Origin of the sequence: Polycladidibacter stylochi (genome assembly GCF_001562055.1) — a bacterium.
GTDB classification, from domain to species: Bacteria; Pseudomonadota; Alphaproteobacteria; order Rhizobiales; family Stappiaceae; genus Pseudovibrio; species Pseudovibrio stylochi.
The window spans coordinates 23,527-41,351 of sequence record NZ_LLWE01000025.1 but is presented as its reverse complement, the minus strand read 5'-3'; the positions used below and the strand labels follow the sequence as shown (position 1 = coordinate 41,351).

Genomic DNA, 17,825 nt, shown 5'->3' with positions numbered 1-17,825 from the left:
AGCAGTTTGAGTACATCTATGAAATAGCATAGTGTTTTTGAGCGCTCATTTGTGCTCTTGTTAGTAGATAAGCAAAAGGGGAGGCGTGGCACCTCCCCTTCATTTCAGTTTTGCTCAGTCGTTAACAAGTTTGTTAAGCGGCTTTCTTTTCTTGCTGGTGAACTTCGCCTTCACCTAAAGCACCCTCTGGCAAATGATATTTTTTCGCTACAGGGCGCATAAGTAGGTTCGCGACAAGTGCAGCCATGAGCAGGAAGGCCATAAATGTCATGGTTGAGTTGTAAAGACTCGGTGTTGGATCAACAGTGCCTGCTGGGACCACTTCCATAAGGCGGGATACAGAGATCGATTTCGCTGCAATCATCTGCTCTAACTGGTCTTTACCGGCACCAAAGGTTTCCATGAATTTCGAGGCTTCAACTTTTGCTGCCAATTCATGAATAGCTTCATTAATGGAGCGTTCGCGCAAGAAACCGATCAGGAAAGGTCCTGCAATACCGGCTGTTGACCAAGCGGTGAGCAAGCGACCATGAATACCACCTACGTATTTGGTACCGAAAATGTCTGCCAGGTAAGCAGGGATTGTCGAGAAACCACCACCATACATGGTAAAGATAATCATGGTTGCGGCATAGAACATGACCAACCACATGACACTTGGGCTCGCGCCTGCTGATGTGGCGATATATGGGATAGACAGGTAAAGGAAAGAGCCCAATACAAAGAATATGGTGTAGGTATTACGCCGTCCAATGTAATCGGAGAGTGATGCCCATCCAATGCGGCCCAGAGCGTTGAAGACCGAAATCATCAGCACATAAGTTGCTGTGAAAGAGCTGTCGACGATGGAAGGCAAGCCATTGCCAAAGATTTCACTAATCATGGTTTTGGAAACGGAGATCACGCCGATACCTGCTGTCACGTTGAAGCAGAGCACAATCCAGAGCTGCCAGAATTGCGGGGTACGCAGTGCGGTATCAATATGCACGCTGTGTGTTGTGACAAGACCTTTGCCCTTTTTGTCTTCTTTCGGGGCAACAAATCCTTCCGGTTTCCACCCTTGTGCGGGCACACGGTAAGCAAAGCTGGCAACTAGCATGACGACAAAGTAAATAGCGCCCAAAGTAACGAAAGTTGCTGCAGCGCCAGTACTGCCGGTTCCGGCGGCATAAACGCCTTCGATTGCACCGTCGAAAGCCTTGGCGGCATCGGCACCGCTTACGAAAATGGCTTCAACTTTTTCACCGGCCACTGTTGCGTAGCGAACACCGTTTTCAATGGTGGTTTGGACTTGATCGAAAGTACCTAAAAATTCAGGGGCCTTTGAATAGAGGCTCAAGAACCATGATTTCATCGGTACCGCAATCATTGCGCCGCCGCCAAAACCCATAATGGCCATGCCGGTTGCGAGGCCGCGCTTATCGGGGAACCAGCGGATCAGGGTTGAAACGGGAGACACGTAGCCAAGGCCCAAGCCGCAGCCACCGATTACGCCATAACCAAAATAAACAAGCCAGAGCTGGTGGGTCATGATACCAAGAGCACCAACCATATAGCCGCCGCCCCAGCAAAATGCTGCGACCGTGCCGACACAGCGCGGGCCAACTTTTTCCAGCCACTTACCGCCAACAGCTGCAGAGATGCCAAGGAAACAGATGGCAACGGAGAATACCCAAAGTACAGAGCTTAACGACCAGTCTTGCGCCGCTGGAGCGATACCACCGATTTCGCGAATTAATGAAGGGTTGTACATGCTCCAAGCGTAGGCGGAGCCAATGCAAAGGTGAACAGCGATAGAGGCGGGTGGGACCCGCCAGCGATTATAGCCCGGTTTGGCAACAATGGCTTCCTTGAGTAGGAAGGATGGAATTTTCATTTTTAGCTCCCCCGTTGGTGGAAGCGCCCTAGCTTGATGAGGTTGTCTTCAAAGCCTTGGTGCGCCTTTGAAAACAAGTTTGCAGTGGGGGGGAAACTTTTTGAAATCGAATGGGCTGATAAGCTTATAGATTTTATCTATAAGGCTGTTTTATCATTGTTTTTCTAGAAATATCAGTGCTGCTTGAATTTAATCGCCTTGTAAAATATCCCTCTGATATATGGGAATAACTTATGTATATCAGAGTGTTAAATGTAATAATATGTAAAGTTTTTAGCTTAAAATAATTCCGGTGACTGATATTTTCACCGTCAAAATTTGCTTGAAACAAACTTAGGGCAGTTCGTCGCAGGCTGTGGGTAGTTTCAAAAATGCAGTAAGGGCACATGGATTATGCGCCCTTACCACTAAATTCTATTCGGCTGGCTCTGCGGCCAATTGGGCTTCTGCCTCTTCTTGCTTTTTTTGCAAGGGACGCAGGTGAATGAACCAGTACGTGAAGCCAATCATGACGGCACCGCCGATAATATTGCCAAGCGTCACCGGAATAAGATTCTTTACCAAGAAGTTATAGAGGTTGAGATCGGCAAATTGGCTGGCGTTTACACCTGCCACATGCCAGAACTCGGCACCGGCAAAGCTTTGAATTGCGATGCCAATTGGAATCATGAACATGTTGGCAACGCAGTGCTCAAAGCCTGCAGCGACAAACATGGCAACCGGTAGGATTATAATCAGTGCCTTTTCCAGCATGCTATGGCACGAGAATGAAAGCCAGACAGCCAAGCACACCAGCATATTACATAGGATACCAAGTGCGACGGCCTCGCCAAAGCTATGGTGGAGTTTGTGCTGGGCAATTTTCATTGCATTCACCCCCCAATCTCCGCCTGCTTGCATGTAAACTTTACCGGCAAAGATAAGGGCGACAAACAAAAGTGCACCCACGAAGTTGCCCAAGTACACGGTTGTCCATGTGCGCAGCATATCTATGGTGCCAATTTTTTTACTGGCATAGCCCACAGATGTGAGAACAGTTGAGGTGAATAACTCTGCTCCGGTGATGATAACCAGCATCAAGCCAAGAGAAAAGGCGACACCACCAATGAATTTTACCAGTCCGTAGGAGCTGGCACCAGAACCAATGGTGACGGTGATATAAAAGGTAAAGCCTATGGCAATGAACACACCTGCGGTTATGGCAAGCATGAAAGAGGTCAATGGGTTCTTAAGCGTTTTGCCAATGCCATACTCTTCGGCAGTGTGAGTTAGCGCGAGTGGGCTAACGGCTTTTGCAAGTTGCAGCTGTTGCACTGTTTTGTATCCTGATCAAAGTCACGCACAGGAAAGTTGTGTCGAGATAAGTATACGATCCGAGTTTTGTTTACCGGTGCGCAGAATGCTTGGGGAAGAAGGCACCTAGTAAAATATTTGTGATAGATATAATCTATAACGAGAAGATTTACAACACGACAAAATCGCACATCTCCTTGATATTTCAGGAGGTATTTGTGTTTAAATAATTTAAACTTCCTAGGGGTTATGCGTAATCCTATGGGTTATCCTCATTTTAAAATGATATTTTTTAGGGGCTAAATTACGAAAGATCGCGGCCAAGCCGTTGATATTTTAAAGGTGAGGCCAGAACGGTTTACGTGAAAATACAGTTTTGCTAAATAGCAAACCATCGTTTTTATGGTGTGTTTGTTTTGGGCTCGGGTCTTGTATTTAGATTAAAAAAGATCTGCTAGCTTGGTAACGTATGTTCTGCTGATGCGGGCATGCAAATGAAATAGGCGCAAATGCCAGTGATTTTGAGGGTATAATTGATGCTTTTGATTGGGCCAGTATTGCGCATTTTAGGGTATTTCTTTGTCGGTCTCGCCATTTTGATGCTTTTACCGGCGGCGGTTGATCTTTACAATAATAACGCGGACTGGATGGCATTTGCGCTCTCCTCGTTGTTCACCGGCATGTTCGGGCTTTTGCTGGCTGTTGCAACCGCGGGCTATCAAGTTGAGCGGATCACGTTAAAACATGCGTTTTTAATAACGACACTTTCCTGGCTAGCGCTTCCAGCGCTGGGTGCCTTGCCATTCTTGAGCCTTGGTGTTGGGTTTGCCGATGCATTTTTCGAAACCGCCTCGGGCTTTACCACAACGGGGTCCACGGTGCTTTCAGGGCTGGACAGTATGCCGCCGGGGCTGTTGTTTTGGCGTTCGTTAACCCAGTGGGTTGGCGGTGTTGGCATCATTGTGATGGCGATTTTGCTCATGCCGTTGTTGCGTATCGGTGGCATGCAGCTGTTTCGCACGGAAAGCTCCGAGCATGGGGAAAAAATTGTTAGTCGGGTCAATAACCAAATGCGGCTTATTGGCGGGGTTTATGTTTTTCTCTCGGCAACCTGTGCTTTGCTCTACATGTTTTGCGGCATGAGCCTTTTCGATGCCGTGAATCACTCAATGACAACGCTCAGTTCTGGTGGGTTTTCCACGCATGACGCATCGTTTTCTTTCTTTCAAAGTAAACCGGCGGAGGTGGTTGCTATCATCTTTATGCTGGCCTCAGGCTTGCCATTTGTGGTGATGATTAAAAGTTTGACAAAAGAACCGCTGGCAGTATTTCGTGACCCGCAATCACAGGCATTTTTTATTGTAATTTTGTTCTTTGCCCTCGGTATTACCGTTTATCTTGGGGTAACGCACCAAACATCCTTTGGTAAAGCCTTGGTCGAATCGTTATTCGTGGTGACTTCTATCATCACAACTACGGGCTACGGTCTTGGTGACTATACCACTTGGGGACCTCCTATGATCGGGGTTGTTCTATTAATGACCTTGATTGGCGGGTGTACCGGCTCGACTGCGGGCGGCATTAAGATATTTCGTTTTATGGTGTTTTCCGGAACGGTGCGGGCGCATCTGCGGCAAATGCTGCGGCCTGACCGGGTTGTGATTGTGCGTTATGGCAACACAAAAATTACACCTGACCTTTCCTATTCAGTACTGGCATTTCTGGTGGTTTATATCGGGGTCGTCGGGGTTATTACTGTTATCCTTGGGGCGTTAGGTCTGGATTTGACCACAGCGTTGAGTGCGGCTGCGACCGCTTTGGGTAATGTGGGGCCGGGTTTGGGCGATCAAATCGGACCTGTTGGGAACTTTTCCGAACTTCCAAGCAGTGCGAAGACAATACTGGCCTTGGCTATGATATTGGGCCGCTTGGAGTTGTTTACCATTATCATCCTTTTCGATCCTGAGTTCTGGCAGACCTAGCCGTGTGCCCGGCCAATACGTAAAATCTAATGGCTTTCCATTGAACGGCTGGGGCTTTGTTATCTATTATCCGTACTCCCGCTCAAAGGGTATTGCCATGCCTTGTTGGCTTTCTAGGTAGGTTGCGCTCATTTGCATTCTCTGCTCATGTACTAAGCTAATGTTTGGAGCAAATTCTTGTTGTTTGGTTTGGCCAATCAACGGATCTTTGTTCCAAAGCTACAGTAATTTTGGCGTGTCTCTAGTGCTTTAGTAGCTTAGGGTAGCAATTCTAGTTAATTTACCTATAAATTTTAAATTTTTACTGGGATATCTCACGGAGAGTATTTTCCCGTTCGGGAAATAAAATTATTTGCCTATGATGTAAAAACAATTTGTTTATATGGGTTGTTTATTACGCAAATATACGTTCTAAGCTGATCGATATTAAAGCAGTTTGCGTCCATTTGGATAATTATAACGGCTCTAAGCTTGGTAATTGCGTATCTTTAAAACTGTTGGTTATGCTTGGCCTTTAGGCCGTAACTTTGAGATGGTAGTGTGGTTTCAATTCGGCCCGTATTAAGTGTACTTGGTTATTTATATCTCGGTCTTGCTGTCGCTATGCTGATTCCGGCACTGGTGGATGTCACCATGCGTAATGCTGATTGGCAGGCTTTTGTTTTCTCGTCTCTTAATGTCGGTTTGGTGGGCATGCTGCTTATTGTCGCCATGGGTAGTGCTTTGCGAGAGGGGTTGGATACACGGCAAACGTTTTTACTCACAACACTGTCCTGGGTTACGCTGCCTGCTCTTGGTGCATTGCCCTTTTTATGGCTGGGCGTGGCTTATGTGGATGCCATGTTCGAGGCGGTTTCGGGGTTTACTACCACCGGTTCTACGGTGCTTTCCGGGTTGGATAGTTTACCACCGGGTTTGCTGGTTTGGCGTTCCTTGATGCAATGGATGGGCGGTGTTGGGATCGTGGTTATGGCCATTGTGCTCCTGCCGTTTTTACGCATTGGCGGAATGCAGCTGTTCCAGACGGAAAGCTCGGACCAGAGCGAGAAAATTGTTTCGCGCTCGGTAGAGCTTATTCGTCTTATCGGCCTGACCTATCTGTTTTTAACGGTGGTTTGTATAGTGGCCTATTGGGCCTCCGGCATGACCATATTCGATGCCTTTAACCATGCGCTCACCACAATTGCGACTGGTGGCTATTCCACCCACGATAAATCCTTTGGTTATTTTGAAAATCCGGTAACGGGCTGGATTGCGGTTGTGTTTATGATTATCGGCTCTTTGCCATTTGTGTTGCTCATTCAATCACTGCGCGGTGCACCAATGAAGCTATGGAATGATCCGCAGGTGCGCTCGTTTTTGTGGCTTATAACGTTGGTCTCGCTTGCCCTGACAATTTATCTGGGCTTATCGCAGGGAATTCCGTTTTCCAAAGCGCTGCTCAGTTCCACGTTTAATGTGATCTCTGTGATTACCGGTACTGGTTATGCTATGGGCGATTATACCACTTGGGGGGCGCCGGTGGTTGGTCTGGCGCTGCTGTTGAAGTTTGTGGGCGGATGTACGGGTTCCACCACTGGCGGCATCAAGATTTTCCGTTTTCTGGTTTTCTTTGGCACTGTGAAAGCGCATTTACGGCGTATGGTACGGCCCAACCGGATTATTGCCGTTTCTTATGGACCAACCCGCTTAACGCCCGAATTAACGTTTTCTGTTCTGGCGTTTTTGGTGGTCTATCTGGGCACTGTGGGCATTTTGACCTTGATCCTCTCCACTTTCCATCTGGATTTGGTGACTGCGGTTTCCGCTGCGGCGACTTCTGTTGGTAATGTGGGGCCGGGGCTGGGACCGGTTATCGGTCCTGCAGGGAGTTTTGCTTCCTTACCCGATACGGTGAAGTGGATTTTAAGTGCGGCCATGCTGTTGGGCCGGTTGGAGCTGTTTACGGTTCTGGTGCTGCTGGATCCCGATTTCTGGTCTAAATAACAGTTTGCAATGATGTTTCGAGGTGAAAAATGCAACTGCCAAGCCCGATGCTGGAGGGGCGGCTGATTAAGCGCTACAAGCGTTTTATGGCCGATGTGGAACTTTGTGATAGCGGCGAGGTGGTGACCGCGCATTGTGCCAATTCGGGCTCGATGTTGTCACTGTTGGAAAGCGGCATTCCGGTTTGGGTCAGCAAGAGCGATGATCCCAAGCGCAAGCTGAAATACTCGTGGCAGCTTTTGCAAATCAACGGTGCCATGGTGGGAATCAATACAGCTTTGCCCAATAAAATTGTCGAGGAAGCGTTGCTTTCTGGCTGGGTGCAGCCTTTGCAAGGCTTTACCAAGCTGCGCCGCGAGGTGAAGTATGGCAAGAACTCGCGTATTGATATTTTGCTGGAGGGGGCAGAGGGCGGCTTGATCTATGTGGAAGTGAAAAACACCACGTTACTGCGGCAAAGCGGGTTGGCCGAATTTCCAGATAGTGTGACCGCACGCGGCACCAAGCACTTGCAAGAGCTTAGCGATATGGTGGCACAGGGCCATCGTGCGGCCATGGTATTTTTGGTGCAGCGGGATGATGCGGATGAGATGGCCATTGCCCGCGATATTGACGGGGCTTATGGCGCGGCCTTTGATGCAGCGCTTGAAGCTGGCGTTGAGGTTTATGCGTTGGGCTGCCGGTTAACTTCTGACGAAGTGGTGGTGGACCGTGAGGTAACGCTGAAAGCGTGAAGCATTTTTGAAGGCGTGAAGTGCGGAGCAAAGGGGGGACGTCGTTTTCTCAGTTTATCAGGGTACCCCTTAAAACTAACTGACCAGGCGAATGCAGATCGTGCTTGCTCGTTCTTCTATCGCTTGCTAGTATATTATGGTTGTTAGTCGGAGGCGGCGGCACCGGCAAGGCGCGAGATGGTGGCAACCCATTGATGACCCCCCCCGGCGCTAAGGAACCGTCCGCTCTCCGCATTTTTTCTTACATAGCTGTTCTGAACGAACATCGGCGTTTGCTTTGCAGCCGCTTTGCTCTCAAGAACTGTTTATTCCCTCAATCATCTCTTCCATCAGTTGCCGCCTTGGTGCTGACGAAATTGTCGTTGGACTTAATTGTAGTTCTATTCGATTTGATTTGGAGTAAGTTATGTATATTATCAAAAAATATGTGATACCGTTTTTAATATCTACGATCTGTTTAATCGTCGTCTGGGGGATATCCCGTCCTATCGTAAATCAACTGGATGTAAGCAAGACCGTTCAAGGATTTCTCATAGTTATTCCGGGAGTGCTGGTTTTCGGTTGGGTTTTTAATTGGTTGTCGAACCCTGTGAAATCTAAGCACAACCAATCATCCTGTTGATCACATAGAATTAAAGGACAACTCCTCCTTTGCTTCAAGCATCAGACGGACTAGCGTGCGAATGTGTACGCTTAGTATGTGATGTAGGTAAGAGGCTGGAATTATCAGTTGTTGTCATTAGTAAAGTTCAAAGTTGCAGTGGTGACTACATGTTGTCTTGCTGCCTCTTATGTTGTCGTCATTTGGGCACCGTTAAATATTATGCCGCCTCCGTTTCATCTGGGCGCGCTTAGTGTTGTGCTGGTTGTCGGTGTCTTATTTTCTCCGCTGCTCGGACGCCGTGGCGACTATGGCATGCTATGGACAGCGCTTAGCGTGCAAGGGATTATGGTCTGCTCTACAACGATTGTCAGTCTTGGGGTAACGCTTTTATTCGGTCAGCTGCCGAGTGATCTAGAGAGTGTCGGGGCGCTTTTGTTGATGCTCTTCCAAGCGAGCATGTTTGTATATGCGCTTGCCCTTGAGCAGCTCAGCGTATTTTTGTTTTGTATTTTCGTTTTGCACATTGCGACATGGTATTTCCGCGCATTCAAACGCTCGCCACCTAAGCCAGAGCAATGAGGAAAGGTGTTGGCTGCCCTCTTTACTAACTTAGCAATAAAAAAGGCAGCCGGGGCTGCCTTTTATCATCGGTCGAAGCCGGTTTTTAACCTGCTGTATCATTTGAAATTGGTGGTTGGAAGGACCAGCCCATGTCCCAAGGGAAGTAGACCCAGGTGTCTTGCGAAAGCTCGGTGACGATTGTATCGGCCAGCTCGCGGCCCAAAGGCTTGGCGTAAACGGTGGCAAGGTGTGCTTTGGGCAGCATCTCACGCACTACCTTGGCGGTTTTACCGGTATCCACCAGATCGTCAATTACCAGAACGCCTTCGCCTTCACCGGCAATCACGTTGGGATCAATGCCTTTAATGACTTCCAGTTTTCCCTGGTCGTCATAATCGTGATAGGAGGCGATGCAAACGGTTTCGATTTTGCGAACGCCGAGTTCGCGGGCAATAATGCCTGCGGGTACAAGGCCACCACGGGTGATGCAGACGATGGCATCAAACGGGCCTTTGTCGGAGAGGCGCCAAGACAAGGCGCGGCAATCGCGGTGAAATTGGTCCCACGAAACGGGGAATGCTTTGTTCTGACCTTGGTTTTCCATCTTGAAACTCTAGTCCTTGTATTTTTGGTAGGCCGCCTGTTTCAGGGCTTCCACAGCTGCGCTTGCACTTGCCAGTACATCAATATCGCGTGATCTTACAACTACCTCTGTGGAAAATCGCCCATCTTTTGCCTTGGGGTAAGAGCCAATGGCGGTTTGCGGGTGGTTTTCCTGAATGAGGGCCAACTCTCCGGCAATTTTACTTTCGGGTAAATCGAACAGGACAGAGGCGGATTGCATTTTGATTCCCGTTTGTAATTCAGGGGCAATTGCATCCAGCATGGCTTGCATTATGGCGGGGACACCGGCCATTACAAAGGTATTTTCCATGCGAAATCCGGGGGCAATGGAAACGCGGTTTTCAATCAGCTCGGCACCAAAGGGAATACGCGCCATTCGTTGGCGGGCGGGGGTAAATTCTGCTGCAGTGTAATGGTCTTCCAGCAATTTATAGGCGCGCGGGTCGAGATCAATGCCCACGCCAAAGGCTTTGGCAATGGAATCGGCGGTAATATCGTCGTGGGTCGGGCCAATACCACCAGAGGTGAACACATAGGTATAGGCCGGGCGCAGGGCGTTGACAGCTGCAACTATTCTGTCTTGCTCGTCGGGCACGACACGCACTTCTTGCAGGTCAATACCAAGCTCGGTGAGGAAAGTCGCTAAATAGCCGATGTTCTTGTCTTTGGTACGGCCCGACAGGATTTCATCGCCAATCACCACGTATGCGGCACTAATGTTTTGGGGTGTTGGTTTGGTTGTGGTCATTGGGCTTATCCTGAAGTTTATAGGGTCTAATATAAGGGTTTGGGGATGTTAATGTGTCCCGTTTTGCGCTTCTGGAGGCAGCGGGGGCGGGGTCCAGTTGTATATCCAGTCGTATTTGCCAAGTAAAATGCTCGGGGGAGTGGTGCGCATGACCATATTGCGCCCCAATGACAGCGGGGCGGGCAGGTGATAAATACGCTCGTTGGCAAGGGCTGTTTTGGCAACTTTTTCTGCGCGTTCACGGCGCTCGTTGGCATAGGCTGTTAAGGCGACCGGTGTTGCACCAAACTTGCCAATTTGCTGGGCAAGAACGGCGGCATCTTCAATGGCCATGCCTGCCCCTTGAGCCATAAACGGTGTCATGGCGTGAGCTGCGTCTCCCAGCAAAGCGATGCGCCCTTTGCTCCAGCAATCGCCCGGTAAAATGTGGCACAGGGCCCATCTGGTCCAGCAGTGCGCCTCGGTAAGGTAGCGAGTGATTTTAGGGGACCAGTTTTTAAAATGCGGCAATAGGTTGTCTATTGTGGTCTGGTGCGACCAGTCTTGCTGCTGCCAGTCTTCATGAACAATGGCAACGATATTGAGCTGCGTTCCTGCAGAAACTGGGTAATGAACCAAGTGGGCTTTATGGCCCAGCCACAGGCCGGTATTTTGGCGCATATTGGCAGGCAAGTGCGAAGCGCCAATGGTGGCGCGGTAAGCGACCCGGCCAGAGTACTTTGCCGGGGGGAGTTGTAATTGTTTGCGAAGGCTCGACCATACCCCGTTGGCGGCCAATAACAAATCAAACTCAGCGGTGGTTGTGCCCTTTGTTTCCAGTAGGCCGTTGGCCAGTTCACGCTTGTTGCAGGTTGGTTCCAGATTGAGAGAGAGCTTTTCGCCTTCAATATTGGCGGATACGACACTGCTGTTTAAATGGGTGGTAATATTCGCGCACTCATTAACAGCGGTTGCCAAGAGAGTTTGTAAATCGGCGCGATGAATAACGTAGTATGGGGCCGCGTAGCGCTTGCTTGCGTAGTTCCCAAGCGGAATAGCTGTTAGTTTGCGCCCTGTTGCTGCGGTAAAAACATCAATACTATCGGGCTTGATTGCAACTTCTTCAAGCGGCTCTTGTAGGCCGAGTTGGGCCAAGCAGGCTACCGCGTTGGGAGAGAGTTGTAAGCCTGCGCCCACTTCGCTTAGTGCGGGCGCGGCCTCGAACAAGTTCACGTTATAACCATAACGGGCAAGATATAGGGCGCAGGTCATACCGGCAATGCCAGCGCCTGCTATTGCTATTTTACCTCTGGCCATGCCAGCCAAAACTCCTGTTTGCATTCATGCACAATGGCCAGCCGTTCGGTGGTCGTGTTTGTTGGTTTTAAGCTGCAACAGGTGTGTAGACGCAATCAGAAGGTGAGGCGTCGTGGGCACTCAGTTTGTCGTCATATTTATAAAGTGTCGAGCAATAGGGGCATACAACTTGGGTTTCAGCGCCCATGTCGAGAAAAATGTGCGGATGATCGAAGGGAGGGTTGGCCCCAATACACATAAATTCTTTCGCGCCTATGGTTACGCTGTCATGTCCGCCTGAGTTTTGGAAATGAGGAACAGCATGATCGGCCATAAGGGCACCTCCATTTATTAACAGAACCTATAATGTGGGGTCCGTTGTTTTTCATTGCTAAATATTGGCGCACCATATCCGGTTTGAAAAAGAAAAAATAGTTATTTTGCAGCGAATTTAAGCATTTTGCCTCATATTTTGCATGGTGGGGCACCTTGGGCGAATGTTTACAAAACAGTTGTTATGAGACGAATATTGAGAGAATTTTGCGGGTTATTTTCATTCTATGCTTTTCATTTTGGGGGCATTGGTTATTTTGCCGCCAGCTAATGAATATTAAAGGTACTCAGGGAAATGCCGGTTTTTGATAATAATGGCGCGCCAATTTCTTATATTGATGAGGGTGAGGGCGACCCGATCCTGCTGATTCACGGGTTTGCTTCCAACAAGTTTGTGAACTGGGTTTATACCGGCTGGAGCGAGCTTTTAGTAAAAGATGGGCGACGGGTAATTGCGCTGGACAATCGCGGCCATGGCGAATCGCATAAATTTTATGATGCGGCGGATTATGGTGCACCGGTGATGGCGCAAGATGCCCTGAACTTGCTTGACCATTTGGGCGTGGGGCAAGTGGATATTCTTGGCTATTCCATGGGTACGCGTATTGCTACATTTTGCGCCCTTAAGCGGCCCGAGCTGATCCGCTCCTTGATTTTTGGCGGTATGGGATACGGGGTGGTTTCCGGTGTTGGTAACCCCGAGCCGATTATTGCGGGCTTGCTTGCAGATAAAATTAGCGAGGTGAGCGATCGTACGGGGCGGGCATTTCGGGCATTTGCCGAGCAAACCAAGTCGGACCGTAATGCCTTGGCCGCTTGTATGGGCTCAGTGCGTAAACCAATCAGCGAGCAAGACGTCGCGCAAATAACCCAGCCAGTTTTAATTGCTGTGGGCAGCAAGGATGATGTGGCAGGTTCGCCGCAGCGTCTTGCGGATTTGATGGTGCAGGCAGAAGTGCTGGAAATAACAAACCGTGATCATATGACAGCGGTTGGCGACAAGATATTCAAGGCCGGTGCCCTGGAATTTCTGGAGCGCTTTAACTAAAGTTTTGTAGTTCATTGTTTTTTATAGGCGTTCAGGGGTGGTACTGGTTGGTGCCATGAGAGATAAGGGCTTGTACTAGTAAGTGCCATAATTTACGCCTATAATGAAGGCTGGTTTAGCCAAACGAGTGATTAAGGAGTGCTTAGGCATGGCGATGAGTTCTTCAACCGCTGCACAAATTGTTGAGCATGATCCGATTTGGGCGCGGGTGCGCAGTGAAGCCGAGCAGATGATTGCTACTGAGCCGGCATTGGCTTCATTCGTCTATGAGACGGTGCTGAACCATAATGGTTTGGAAGAGGCAATTGTCCATCGCTTGGCCGATCGGTTGGGGCACGAGGTGGTTTCCTCTTCTCTCATTCGGCAAACCTACATGGATTGTCTGGAGCGTGATAGTAAGCTTGCCGAAGCTTTTCGGGTAGATTTGGCAGCCGTGCTCGACCGTGACCCGGTATGTCTACGCTATCTGGAACCGCTGCTCTATTTTAAAGGCTTTCATGCGCTGCAGACCCAACGCCTGGCACATTCGTTATGGCTGAGTGGGCGCAAGGACTTTGCGCTTTACTTGCAAAGCCGCTGCTCGGAAATTTTCCAAGTCGATATTCATCCGGCTGTTCCTATGGGGCGCGGGATCTTTATCGATCATGGCACTGGTGTTGTGGTGGGTGCTACTGCGGTTATTGAAGACAATGTTTCTATTTTGCAAGGGGTGACGCTGGGCGGTACCGGCAAAGAGAGCGGCGACCGGCACCCGAAAGTACGTTATGGTGTATTGATTGGTGCGGGGGCCAAAGTTTTGGGCAATATCGAAATTGGCCATTGCTCGCGTGTTGCGGCTGGTTCTGTTGTTTTGAAGGATGTGGAACCTTGCTCGACAGTGGCTGGCGTGCCTGCAAAGCTGGTGGGTGAGGCAGGGTGTTCGCAGCCTTCAAGGGCCATGGACCAAATGCTGGGAAGCGGTCAAGCGAAAACATCGCAAAACCAACAGGGATAAGCTCAATATAGGGGCTTGGCTTTACCGATTGTTTCTGTAGGTTGGGGCCAATTGTGTTTCTTAAAGTAAAAGGAGAAGGCTGTGAAAGCCGAGGAAATCCAAAAGCTGCAAGCGTTCTTTCGTAAGACATTCGGTAACCAGGATATTGAGATCCGTGCACGCCCGCGTAAAGATGATTCTGCGGAGCTTTATATTCGCGACGAGTTTTTAGGCGTGATTTTCCGTGATGATGAAGACGAAGATTTGTCATGGAGCTTTCAGATGGCTGTTCTGGAAGTTGATCTGGAAGATCTTTAAGATTTGCCAGTTGAATTTAGAATTTGATCGGGGCTCCTTCGGGGGCCCCTATCTTTTTTAGGGGGGACGCACTGGCTTGTAGCTGCTTTGAAGCGGGTTCAAGGTGCCATGCTGATAACTCTTAGCAATAGGGTTGAGAGTTCTCCATTCGTTAAGAATTGCAGCCAAGTTGATATGCAATTGTGCGCCGGTTTTTCTGATTCTAGTATTTATATGCTCTAGCAAGTAATCGGGGTAATGAAAGCGAAAAGAAATTTTGTTCTATTTTGGTATATTTTGTACCATTTTGGGAAAATTAAATATATTCGAAATACACGTAAAGTAGATAATTATATATTATTTTGAAAATATCCTTATGATTCAGTACTATAAAAAATCATAGGAGTTAATGAATTGATAATTGCCAGAAGTTGGCGCTAATATATTCGATAATTACTCATTAATATTTAAATGTGTGTAGTGATTGGAGTGAGCACATGTCTTCTTGGTTTATTCTTGCGTTGCTGATTGCTTCTGGCTTCATATTCTCAGGGCTGGTCGTGAGTGGTTTTCGGTTGCTGCATAAGGTGCCGTTGACCTTTGGAAAAGCCATTGAGCTTGAGTATCACTGGGCCTTGCTTGCCATTTTGTTGCTTGCTGCGGGGCCTCTATTGTTTTTTGAATTGTTTGTTGAGAAGCTGCGCTTGAAGCAAAGGTTTGAATCTTTATTGGCGGGTGCTGTTGTGGTGATGTGGTCGAGTTTGGTTGGTATTCCCAGTGCTGTTTTCCTGTTTATACCTCTTGCAAAAATCGGATAACAAAAGCTGCTGGAAGCCTGCTTATTAATCATCGTTTTATATTTATGGATATTAGTGCTCAATGTTCACCATTTAGCATTTGAAGAGAGTCAATTGATGCGCCTTTATGATTTGAGAGGCGATTATAGGCGTGCGTTTTGTCTGGCGCATTGAGTGGTGTATTGCGGCCAGCTTGTATTTGCGCAAAAGGGCAGGAATGACACGTTGTTGAACCGTTTCTCGTATGATTTGAGTATGTTTTGCACACAATCGCTCACACATAGTAATATTCTGGTTTAGGCTATTGTATTGGTTGTTATTTTGGGTTTTGCGGCTTATGTTTTTGAATGAAAATGGGAGGTTCTATGGCCGTCTACAGTCTACAAGGTGTCAGTCCGCAATTGCCGGAGCAGGAGAATTACTTCATTGCCCCTAATGCAAGCGTTATTGGGAACGTAATTGTTGGCCGTGAAGTAAGTATTTGGTTTTCCGCAGTAATTCGTGGAGATCGTGATCTGATTTCTATTGGTGCACGCTCAAATATTCAAGACGGTAGTGTTTTGCATACGGATCCGGGATTCCCCTTGTTGATTGAGGAAAATTGTACTATCGGCCATAATGTTATCCTCCATGGTTGTCATGTGGGGGCAGGCTCATTGATTGGTATGGGGGCAACCGTTTTGAATGGTGCCAAGATTGGCCGAAACTGCCTTATTGGTGCTAATGCGCTGATAACAGAGGGCAAAGAAATACCAGACAATTCGCTGGTCGTTGGTTCTCCCGGGCGCGTTGTGGGTACCCATGGTGAGGAGATGGCCGCCAAGCTCAAGTTATCCGCTGATTCATATGTTGAGAATTGGCAGCGATATGCTAGCGATATGAAAACTCTAGATTAACGCGGAATGCTGGCAACTGTTGTTACCCGCTTGTCGGAAATGGCAGACCATTTGGCCGGATGACGTGCCGATTGACGTTTAACATAGCGGTAAGGTGTTGAATACCAAGGTAAAATATCCTTGGTTTGATTGTCGAGGATAATATCTCCTTGGTCTGTTCTCACCGTTAAAACGGCATGGCCGGTGTTGTTCATATCCTTGACAACCGTGATTAGGAGTGCGCTGGATGGCCAGCCTATAGCGTGTAATCTACGTTGTTTTTCAAGTACATATTCTTCACAGTCCCCGGTCCCGAGGCTGGGGAAAGTCCAATATTCGCTGGTGCCGTAAAGTTCTTTATCGCTCACAGGTGCTATGCTTTTATTGACCTGATTGTTAATCGTTGTTAGCTCACGCCATCTTGATTTTGTTAGGCGGACAACCAATGGCGTTGGCTCTAATGTATTGCATAAGGTACTGTTTTCTTTGCAAAATTCTACATGCCCCTGTGGAGGCTCAGTTGGCCCGATTATGGGCATGAAAGGGCCAAGAGGTTGATTGGCATGGGTAACTTGCAGGAATAAAAATAGAATTGTTGCCGCTAGGATGATTATCCAAGAGTACTGGCTGTGCTGCCAATTATAATAGCGATAATTTCTTATAATTTCCGCGCAGTTAGCACCAATTTTGCGAGGCATATCTATCAACTCCATTAAGGTAAGTACTAGAGTTACCTAGATTGCTTTCTGCATAGATAACGAATTGATTAAAATACAAAGTAATTTATTATTGTTTTGTTAGTAAATGCCTATCGATGAGTGACGTTAATTGTTGGAATCTTGATCGTAATGAGGAAATACTTATTTTGTATAGGTATTTAGATGGTGTTAGCCGTATTTAAAGCTGCGTGATAATGATGAAAATTATAGGTTGTCGCCTTTTTTAAATATTAACTATATCGAAAATTTAGGTAAATTATGGCGGCAAGGGGTTCACTGCCATCAATATTTACATGTTTTGTTTGCGTGCGATGATGGTCTATGCACACTTTGAGCTATTGAGTTGATGGTTTCTAAGGGGCCGAGTTTTAGAGCTCAGTTTGTGGATTGCTATTAAAGCTCTATTATTCAGTTAGTTGCTGCTCAAGATGTTCAGGTTTTTGAATCTGTAAAAACTCGATCGCTATCCCTTGTGCGAAAATACGCGTAACTTTCCCCCTCAAACACCCTAGTTTGAGATGTGTGCCAATCGGAGGGCGTATTTGTGTTCTGATAGCGGCTCCGGATAGGGAAACATCAATTATTGTGCAACTGTACTCGCTCTTGTCTTCAAGCTGTATTCTATAGGTCTGGCGCTTTGGGAGAAACCGCTCGTGCCTTCTTTCTTCATGAATGGCTGGCACGTCTTTATTGGCGAGCCAGTGCAAAACTGCAGAATAGCATTCTTTTTTACGAGGGCTTGCGTTAATTTTTATTGTAAAACCAATATCTAAGTGGTTGATTATAACACCTTCCACGCGGCCGATATGGTCTAGATAAGCAATGATATATTCGCCGATCCTGCCAGATTGCAATGCTATTAAACTCATCTGCTCAGGCGTTATATCAACTGCCTGACATGGGTGCTCTTGCCGATCTTCAAGCATAAAACGCCCAAGAACACTCACAGCTACGCGGTTCTCGTGCCGCTCTTTTGCAAACGTTTGTTTGCTGGCTGTGAGAGTTGTGTCTAGGGCATCTTCCATATCTGGTCCTTATATACACAGCGTATACGTGAAGAAAATTAAGCTAGATATCTTTGGCAAATCAGAAAACTAGCA

The 17,825-nt window shown here is 47.8% G+C and carries 18 protein-coding genes; 9 read left to right on the top strand and 9 right to left on the bottom strand.

What is annotated here, in order from left to right; all coding sequences use genetic code 11:
* Window positions 1–133: 133 nt before the first annotated feature.
* A complete protein-coding gene (locus tag AYK67_RS09350; protein WP_068085514.1) occupies window positions 134–1,876 on the bottom strand; it encodes an OFA family MFS transporter in 1,743 nt (580 codons plus the stop codon).
* 414 nt (window positions 1,877–2,290) lie between these two features.
* The gene (gene focA / locus AYK67_RS09345; RefSeq protein WP_206597525.1) at window positions 2,291–3,190 is read right to left on the bottom strand and encodes a formate transporter FocA; all 900 of its coding nucleotides are present in this window, start codon (window positions 3,188–3,190) and stop codon (window positions 2,291–2,293) included.
* Window positions 3,191–3,705: 515 nt separating this feature from the next.
* Between focA and AYK67_RS09340 the strand changes: the two genes are divergently transcribed.
* The 3 genes from AYK67_RS09340 to sfsA all read left to right on the top strand — a co-directional run bounded on the left by AYK67_RS09340 (window position 3,706) and on the right by sfsA (window position 7,871).
* Window positions 3,706–5,151 carry a TrkH family potassium uptake protein gene (locus AYK67_RS09340; RefSeq protein ID WP_208976257.1) on the top strand — a complete coding sequence of 482 codons (1,446 nt, stop codon included), beginning with the start codon at window positions 3,706–3,708 and terminating at the stop codon, window positions 5,149–5,151.
* Window positions 5,152–5,691: 540 nt separating this feature from the next.
* Complete coding sequence (locus tag AYK67_RS09335) at window positions 5,692–7,137, top strand: TrkH family potassium uptake protein (RefSeq protein ID WP_244266904.1); 1,446 nt, start codon at window positions 5,692–5,694, stop codon at window positions 7,135–7,137.
* Between the two features lie 29 nt (window positions 7,138–7,166).
* The gene (gene sfsA, locus AYK67_RS09330) at window positions 7,167–7,871 is read left to right on the top strand and encodes a DNA/RNA nuclease SfsA (protein ID WP_068085513.1); all 705 of its coding nucleotides are present in this window, start codon (window positions 7,167–7,169) and stop codon (window positions 7,869–7,871) included.
* Window positions 7,872–8,014: 143 nt separating this feature from the next.
* Here the strand turns inward: sfsA and AYK67_RS17680 are convergent, their stop codons facing one another.
* Complete coding sequence (locus AYK67_RS17680) at window positions 8,015–8,137, bottom strand: hypothetical protein (RefSeq protein ID WP_274533524.1); 123 nt, start codon at window positions 8,135–8,137, stop codon at window positions 8,015–8,017.
* A gap of 464 nt (window positions 8,138–8,601) precedes the next feature.
* Between AYK67_RS17680 and AYK67_RS09325 the strand changes: the two genes are divergently transcribed.
* Window positions 8,602–9,054 carry a hypothetical protein gene (locus AYK67_RS09325; protein ID WP_068085511.1) on the top strand — a complete coding sequence of 151 codons (453 nt, stop codon included), beginning with the start codon at window positions 8,602–8,604 and terminating at the stop codon, window positions 9,052–9,054.
* Window positions 9,055–9,139: 85 nt separating this feature from the next.
* Here the strand turns inward: AYK67_RS09325 and gpt are convergent, their stop codons facing one another.
* From gpt to AYK67_RS09305, 4 genes are all read right to left on the bottom strand, one after another.
* Window positions 9,140–9,640, bottom strand: coding sequence for a xanthine phosphoribosyltransferase (gene gpt / locus AYK67_RS09320; protein WP_068085509.1), 501 nt, complete (start codon window positions 9,638–9,640; stop codon window positions 9,140–9,142).
* A gap of 9 nt (window positions 9,641–9,649) precedes the next feature.
* Entirely contained in the window at window positions 9,650–10,408 is a 759-nt protein-coding gene (locus AYK67_RS09315; protein ID WP_068085507.1) for a competence/damage-inducible protein A, read from the bottom strand.
* A gap of 48 nt (window positions 10,409–10,456) precedes the next feature.
* Window positions 10,457–11,704 (bottom strand): FAD-dependent monooxygenase, encoded by a 1,248-nt coding sequence (locus tag AYK67_RS09310; RefSeq protein WP_162265096.1) that lies wholly within the window; start codon window positions 11,702–11,704, stop codon window positions 10,457–10,459.
* A gap of 67 nt (window positions 11,705–11,771) precedes the next feature.
* Window positions 11,772–12,017 carry a zinc-finger domain-containing protein gene (locus tag AYK67_RS09305; RefSeq protein ID WP_068085502.1) on the bottom strand — a complete coding sequence of 82 codons (246 nt, stop codon included), beginning with the start codon at window positions 12,015–12,017 and terminating at the stop codon, window positions 11,772–11,774.
* 294 nt (window positions 12,018–12,311) lie between these two features.
* On the opposite strand from AYK67_RS09305, the gene AYK67_RS09300 reads away from it, so the two are divergent.
* The 5 genes from AYK67_RS09300 (at window position 12,312) to AYK67_RS09280 (ending at window position 16,027) form a co-directional block, all read left to right on the top strand.
* Window positions 12,312–13,064 carry an alpha/beta fold hydrolase gene (locus AYK67_RS09300; protein WP_068085496.1) on the top strand — a complete coding sequence of 251 codons (753 nt, stop codon included), beginning with the start codon at window positions 12,312–12,314 and terminating at the stop codon, window positions 13,062–13,064.
* Between the two features lie 148 nt (window positions 13,065–13,212).
* Window positions 13,213–14,058 (top strand): serine O-acetyltransferase, encoded by an 846-nt coding sequence (cysE, locus tag AYK67_RS09295; RefSeq protein WP_068085494.1) that lies wholly within the window; start codon window positions 13,213–13,215, stop codon window positions 14,056–14,058.
* A gap of 81 nt (window positions 14,059–14,139) precedes the next feature.
* Window positions 14,140–14,355: a DUF3126 family protein gene (locus tag AYK67_RS09290; RefSeq protein WP_068085492.1), complete on the top strand. Its 216-nt coding sequence runs from the start codon at window positions 14,140–14,142 to the stop codon at window positions 14,353–14,355.
* 476 nt (window positions 14,356–14,831) lie between these two features.
* Window positions 14,832–15,152 carry a DUF6949 family protein gene (locus tag AYK67_RS09285; RefSeq protein WP_068085481.1) on the top strand — a complete coding sequence of 107 codons (321 nt, stop codon included), beginning with the start codon at window positions 14,832–14,834 and terminating at the stop codon, window positions 15,150–15,152.
* 344 nt (window positions 15,153–15,496) lie between these two features.
* A complete protein-coding gene (locus AYK67_RS09280; RefSeq protein WP_068085478.1) occupies window positions 15,497–16,027 on the top strand; it encodes a gamma carbonic anhydrase family protein in 531 nt (176 codons plus the stop codon).
* Here AYK67_RS09280 and AYK67_RS09275 read toward each other — a convergent pair.
* Both AYK67_RS09275 and AYK67_RS09270 read right to left on the bottom strand, forming a co-directional pair.
* Window positions 16,024–16,704 (bottom strand): transglutaminase-like cysteine peptidase, encoded by a 681-nt coding sequence (locus AYK67_RS09275; RefSeq protein ID WP_068085475.1) that lies wholly within the window; start codon window positions 16,702–16,704, stop codon window positions 16,024–16,026. The two genes, AYK67_RS09280 and AYK67_RS09275, sit on opposite strands and share 4 nt — an antisense overlap.
* 425 nt (window positions 16,705–17,129) lie before the next feature.
* Window positions 17,130–17,750 (bottom strand): PilZ domain-containing protein, encoded by a 621-nt coding sequence (locus AYK67_RS09270; RefSeq protein ID WP_068085472.1) that lies wholly within the window; start codon window positions 17,748–17,750, stop codon window positions 17,130–17,132.
* Between the last annotated feature and the right edge of the window lie 75 nt (window positions 17,751–17,825).

Excerpts from the sequence above, each read along its gene's own strand:
- AYK67_RS09350 (WP_068085514.1), bottom strand. The coding sequence starts at position 1,876 with ATGAAAATTCCATCCTTCCTACTCAAGGAAGCCATTGTTGCCAAACCG.
- AYK67_RS09340 (WP_208976257.1), top strand. The coding sequence starts at position 3,706 with ATGCTTTTGATTGGGCCAGTATTGCGCATTTTAGGGTATTTCTTTGTC.
- sfsA (WP_068085513.1), top strand. The coding sequence starts at position 7,167 with ATGCAACTGCCAAGCCCGATGCTGGAGGGGCGGCTGATTAAGCGCTAC.
- AYK67_RS17680 (WP_274533524.1), bottom strand. The coding sequence starts at position 8,137 with ATGTTCGTTCAGAACAGCTATGTAAGAAAAAATGCGGAGAGCGGACGG.
- gpt (WP_068085509.1), bottom strand. The coding sequence starts at position 9,640 with ATGGAAAACCAAGGTCAGAACAAAGCATTCCCCGTTTCGTGGGACCAA.
- AYK67_RS09315 (WP_068085507.1), bottom strand. The coding sequence starts at position 10,408 with ATGACCACAACCAAACCAACACCCCAAAACATTAGTGCCGCATACGTG.
- AYK67_RS09310 (WP_162265096.1), bottom strand. The coding sequence starts at position 11,704 with ATGGCCAGAGGTAAAATAGCAATAGCAGGCGCTGGCATTGCCGGTATG.
- AYK67_RS09305 (WP_068085502.1), bottom strand. The coding sequence starts at position 12,017 with ATGGCCGATCATGCTGTTCCTCATTTCCAAAACTCAGGCGGACATGAC.
- AYK67_RS09300 (WP_068085496.1), top strand. The coding sequence starts at position 12,312 with ATGCCGGTTTTTGATAATAATGGCGCGCCAATTTCTTATATTGATGAG.
- cysE (WP_068085494.1), top strand. The coding sequence starts at position 13,213 with ATGGCGATGAGTTCTTCAACCGCTGCACAAATTGTTGAGCATGATCCG.
- AYK67_RS09285 (WP_068085481.1), top strand. The coding sequence starts at position 14,832 with ATGTCTTCTTGGTTTATTCTTGCGTTGCTGATTGCTTCTGGCTTCATA.
- AYK67_RS09280 (WP_068085478.1), top strand. The coding sequence starts at position 15,497 with ATGGCCGTCTACAGTCTACAAGGTGTCAGTCCGCAATTGCCGGAGCAG.
- AYK67_RS09275 (WP_068085475.1), bottom strand. The coding sequence starts at position 16,704 with ATGCCTCGCAAAATTGGTGCTAACTGCGCGGAAATTATAAGAAATTAT.
- AYK67_RS09270 (WP_068085472.1), bottom strand. The coding sequence starts at position 17,750 with ATGGAAGATGCCCTAGACACAACTCTCACAGCCAGCAAACAAACGTTT.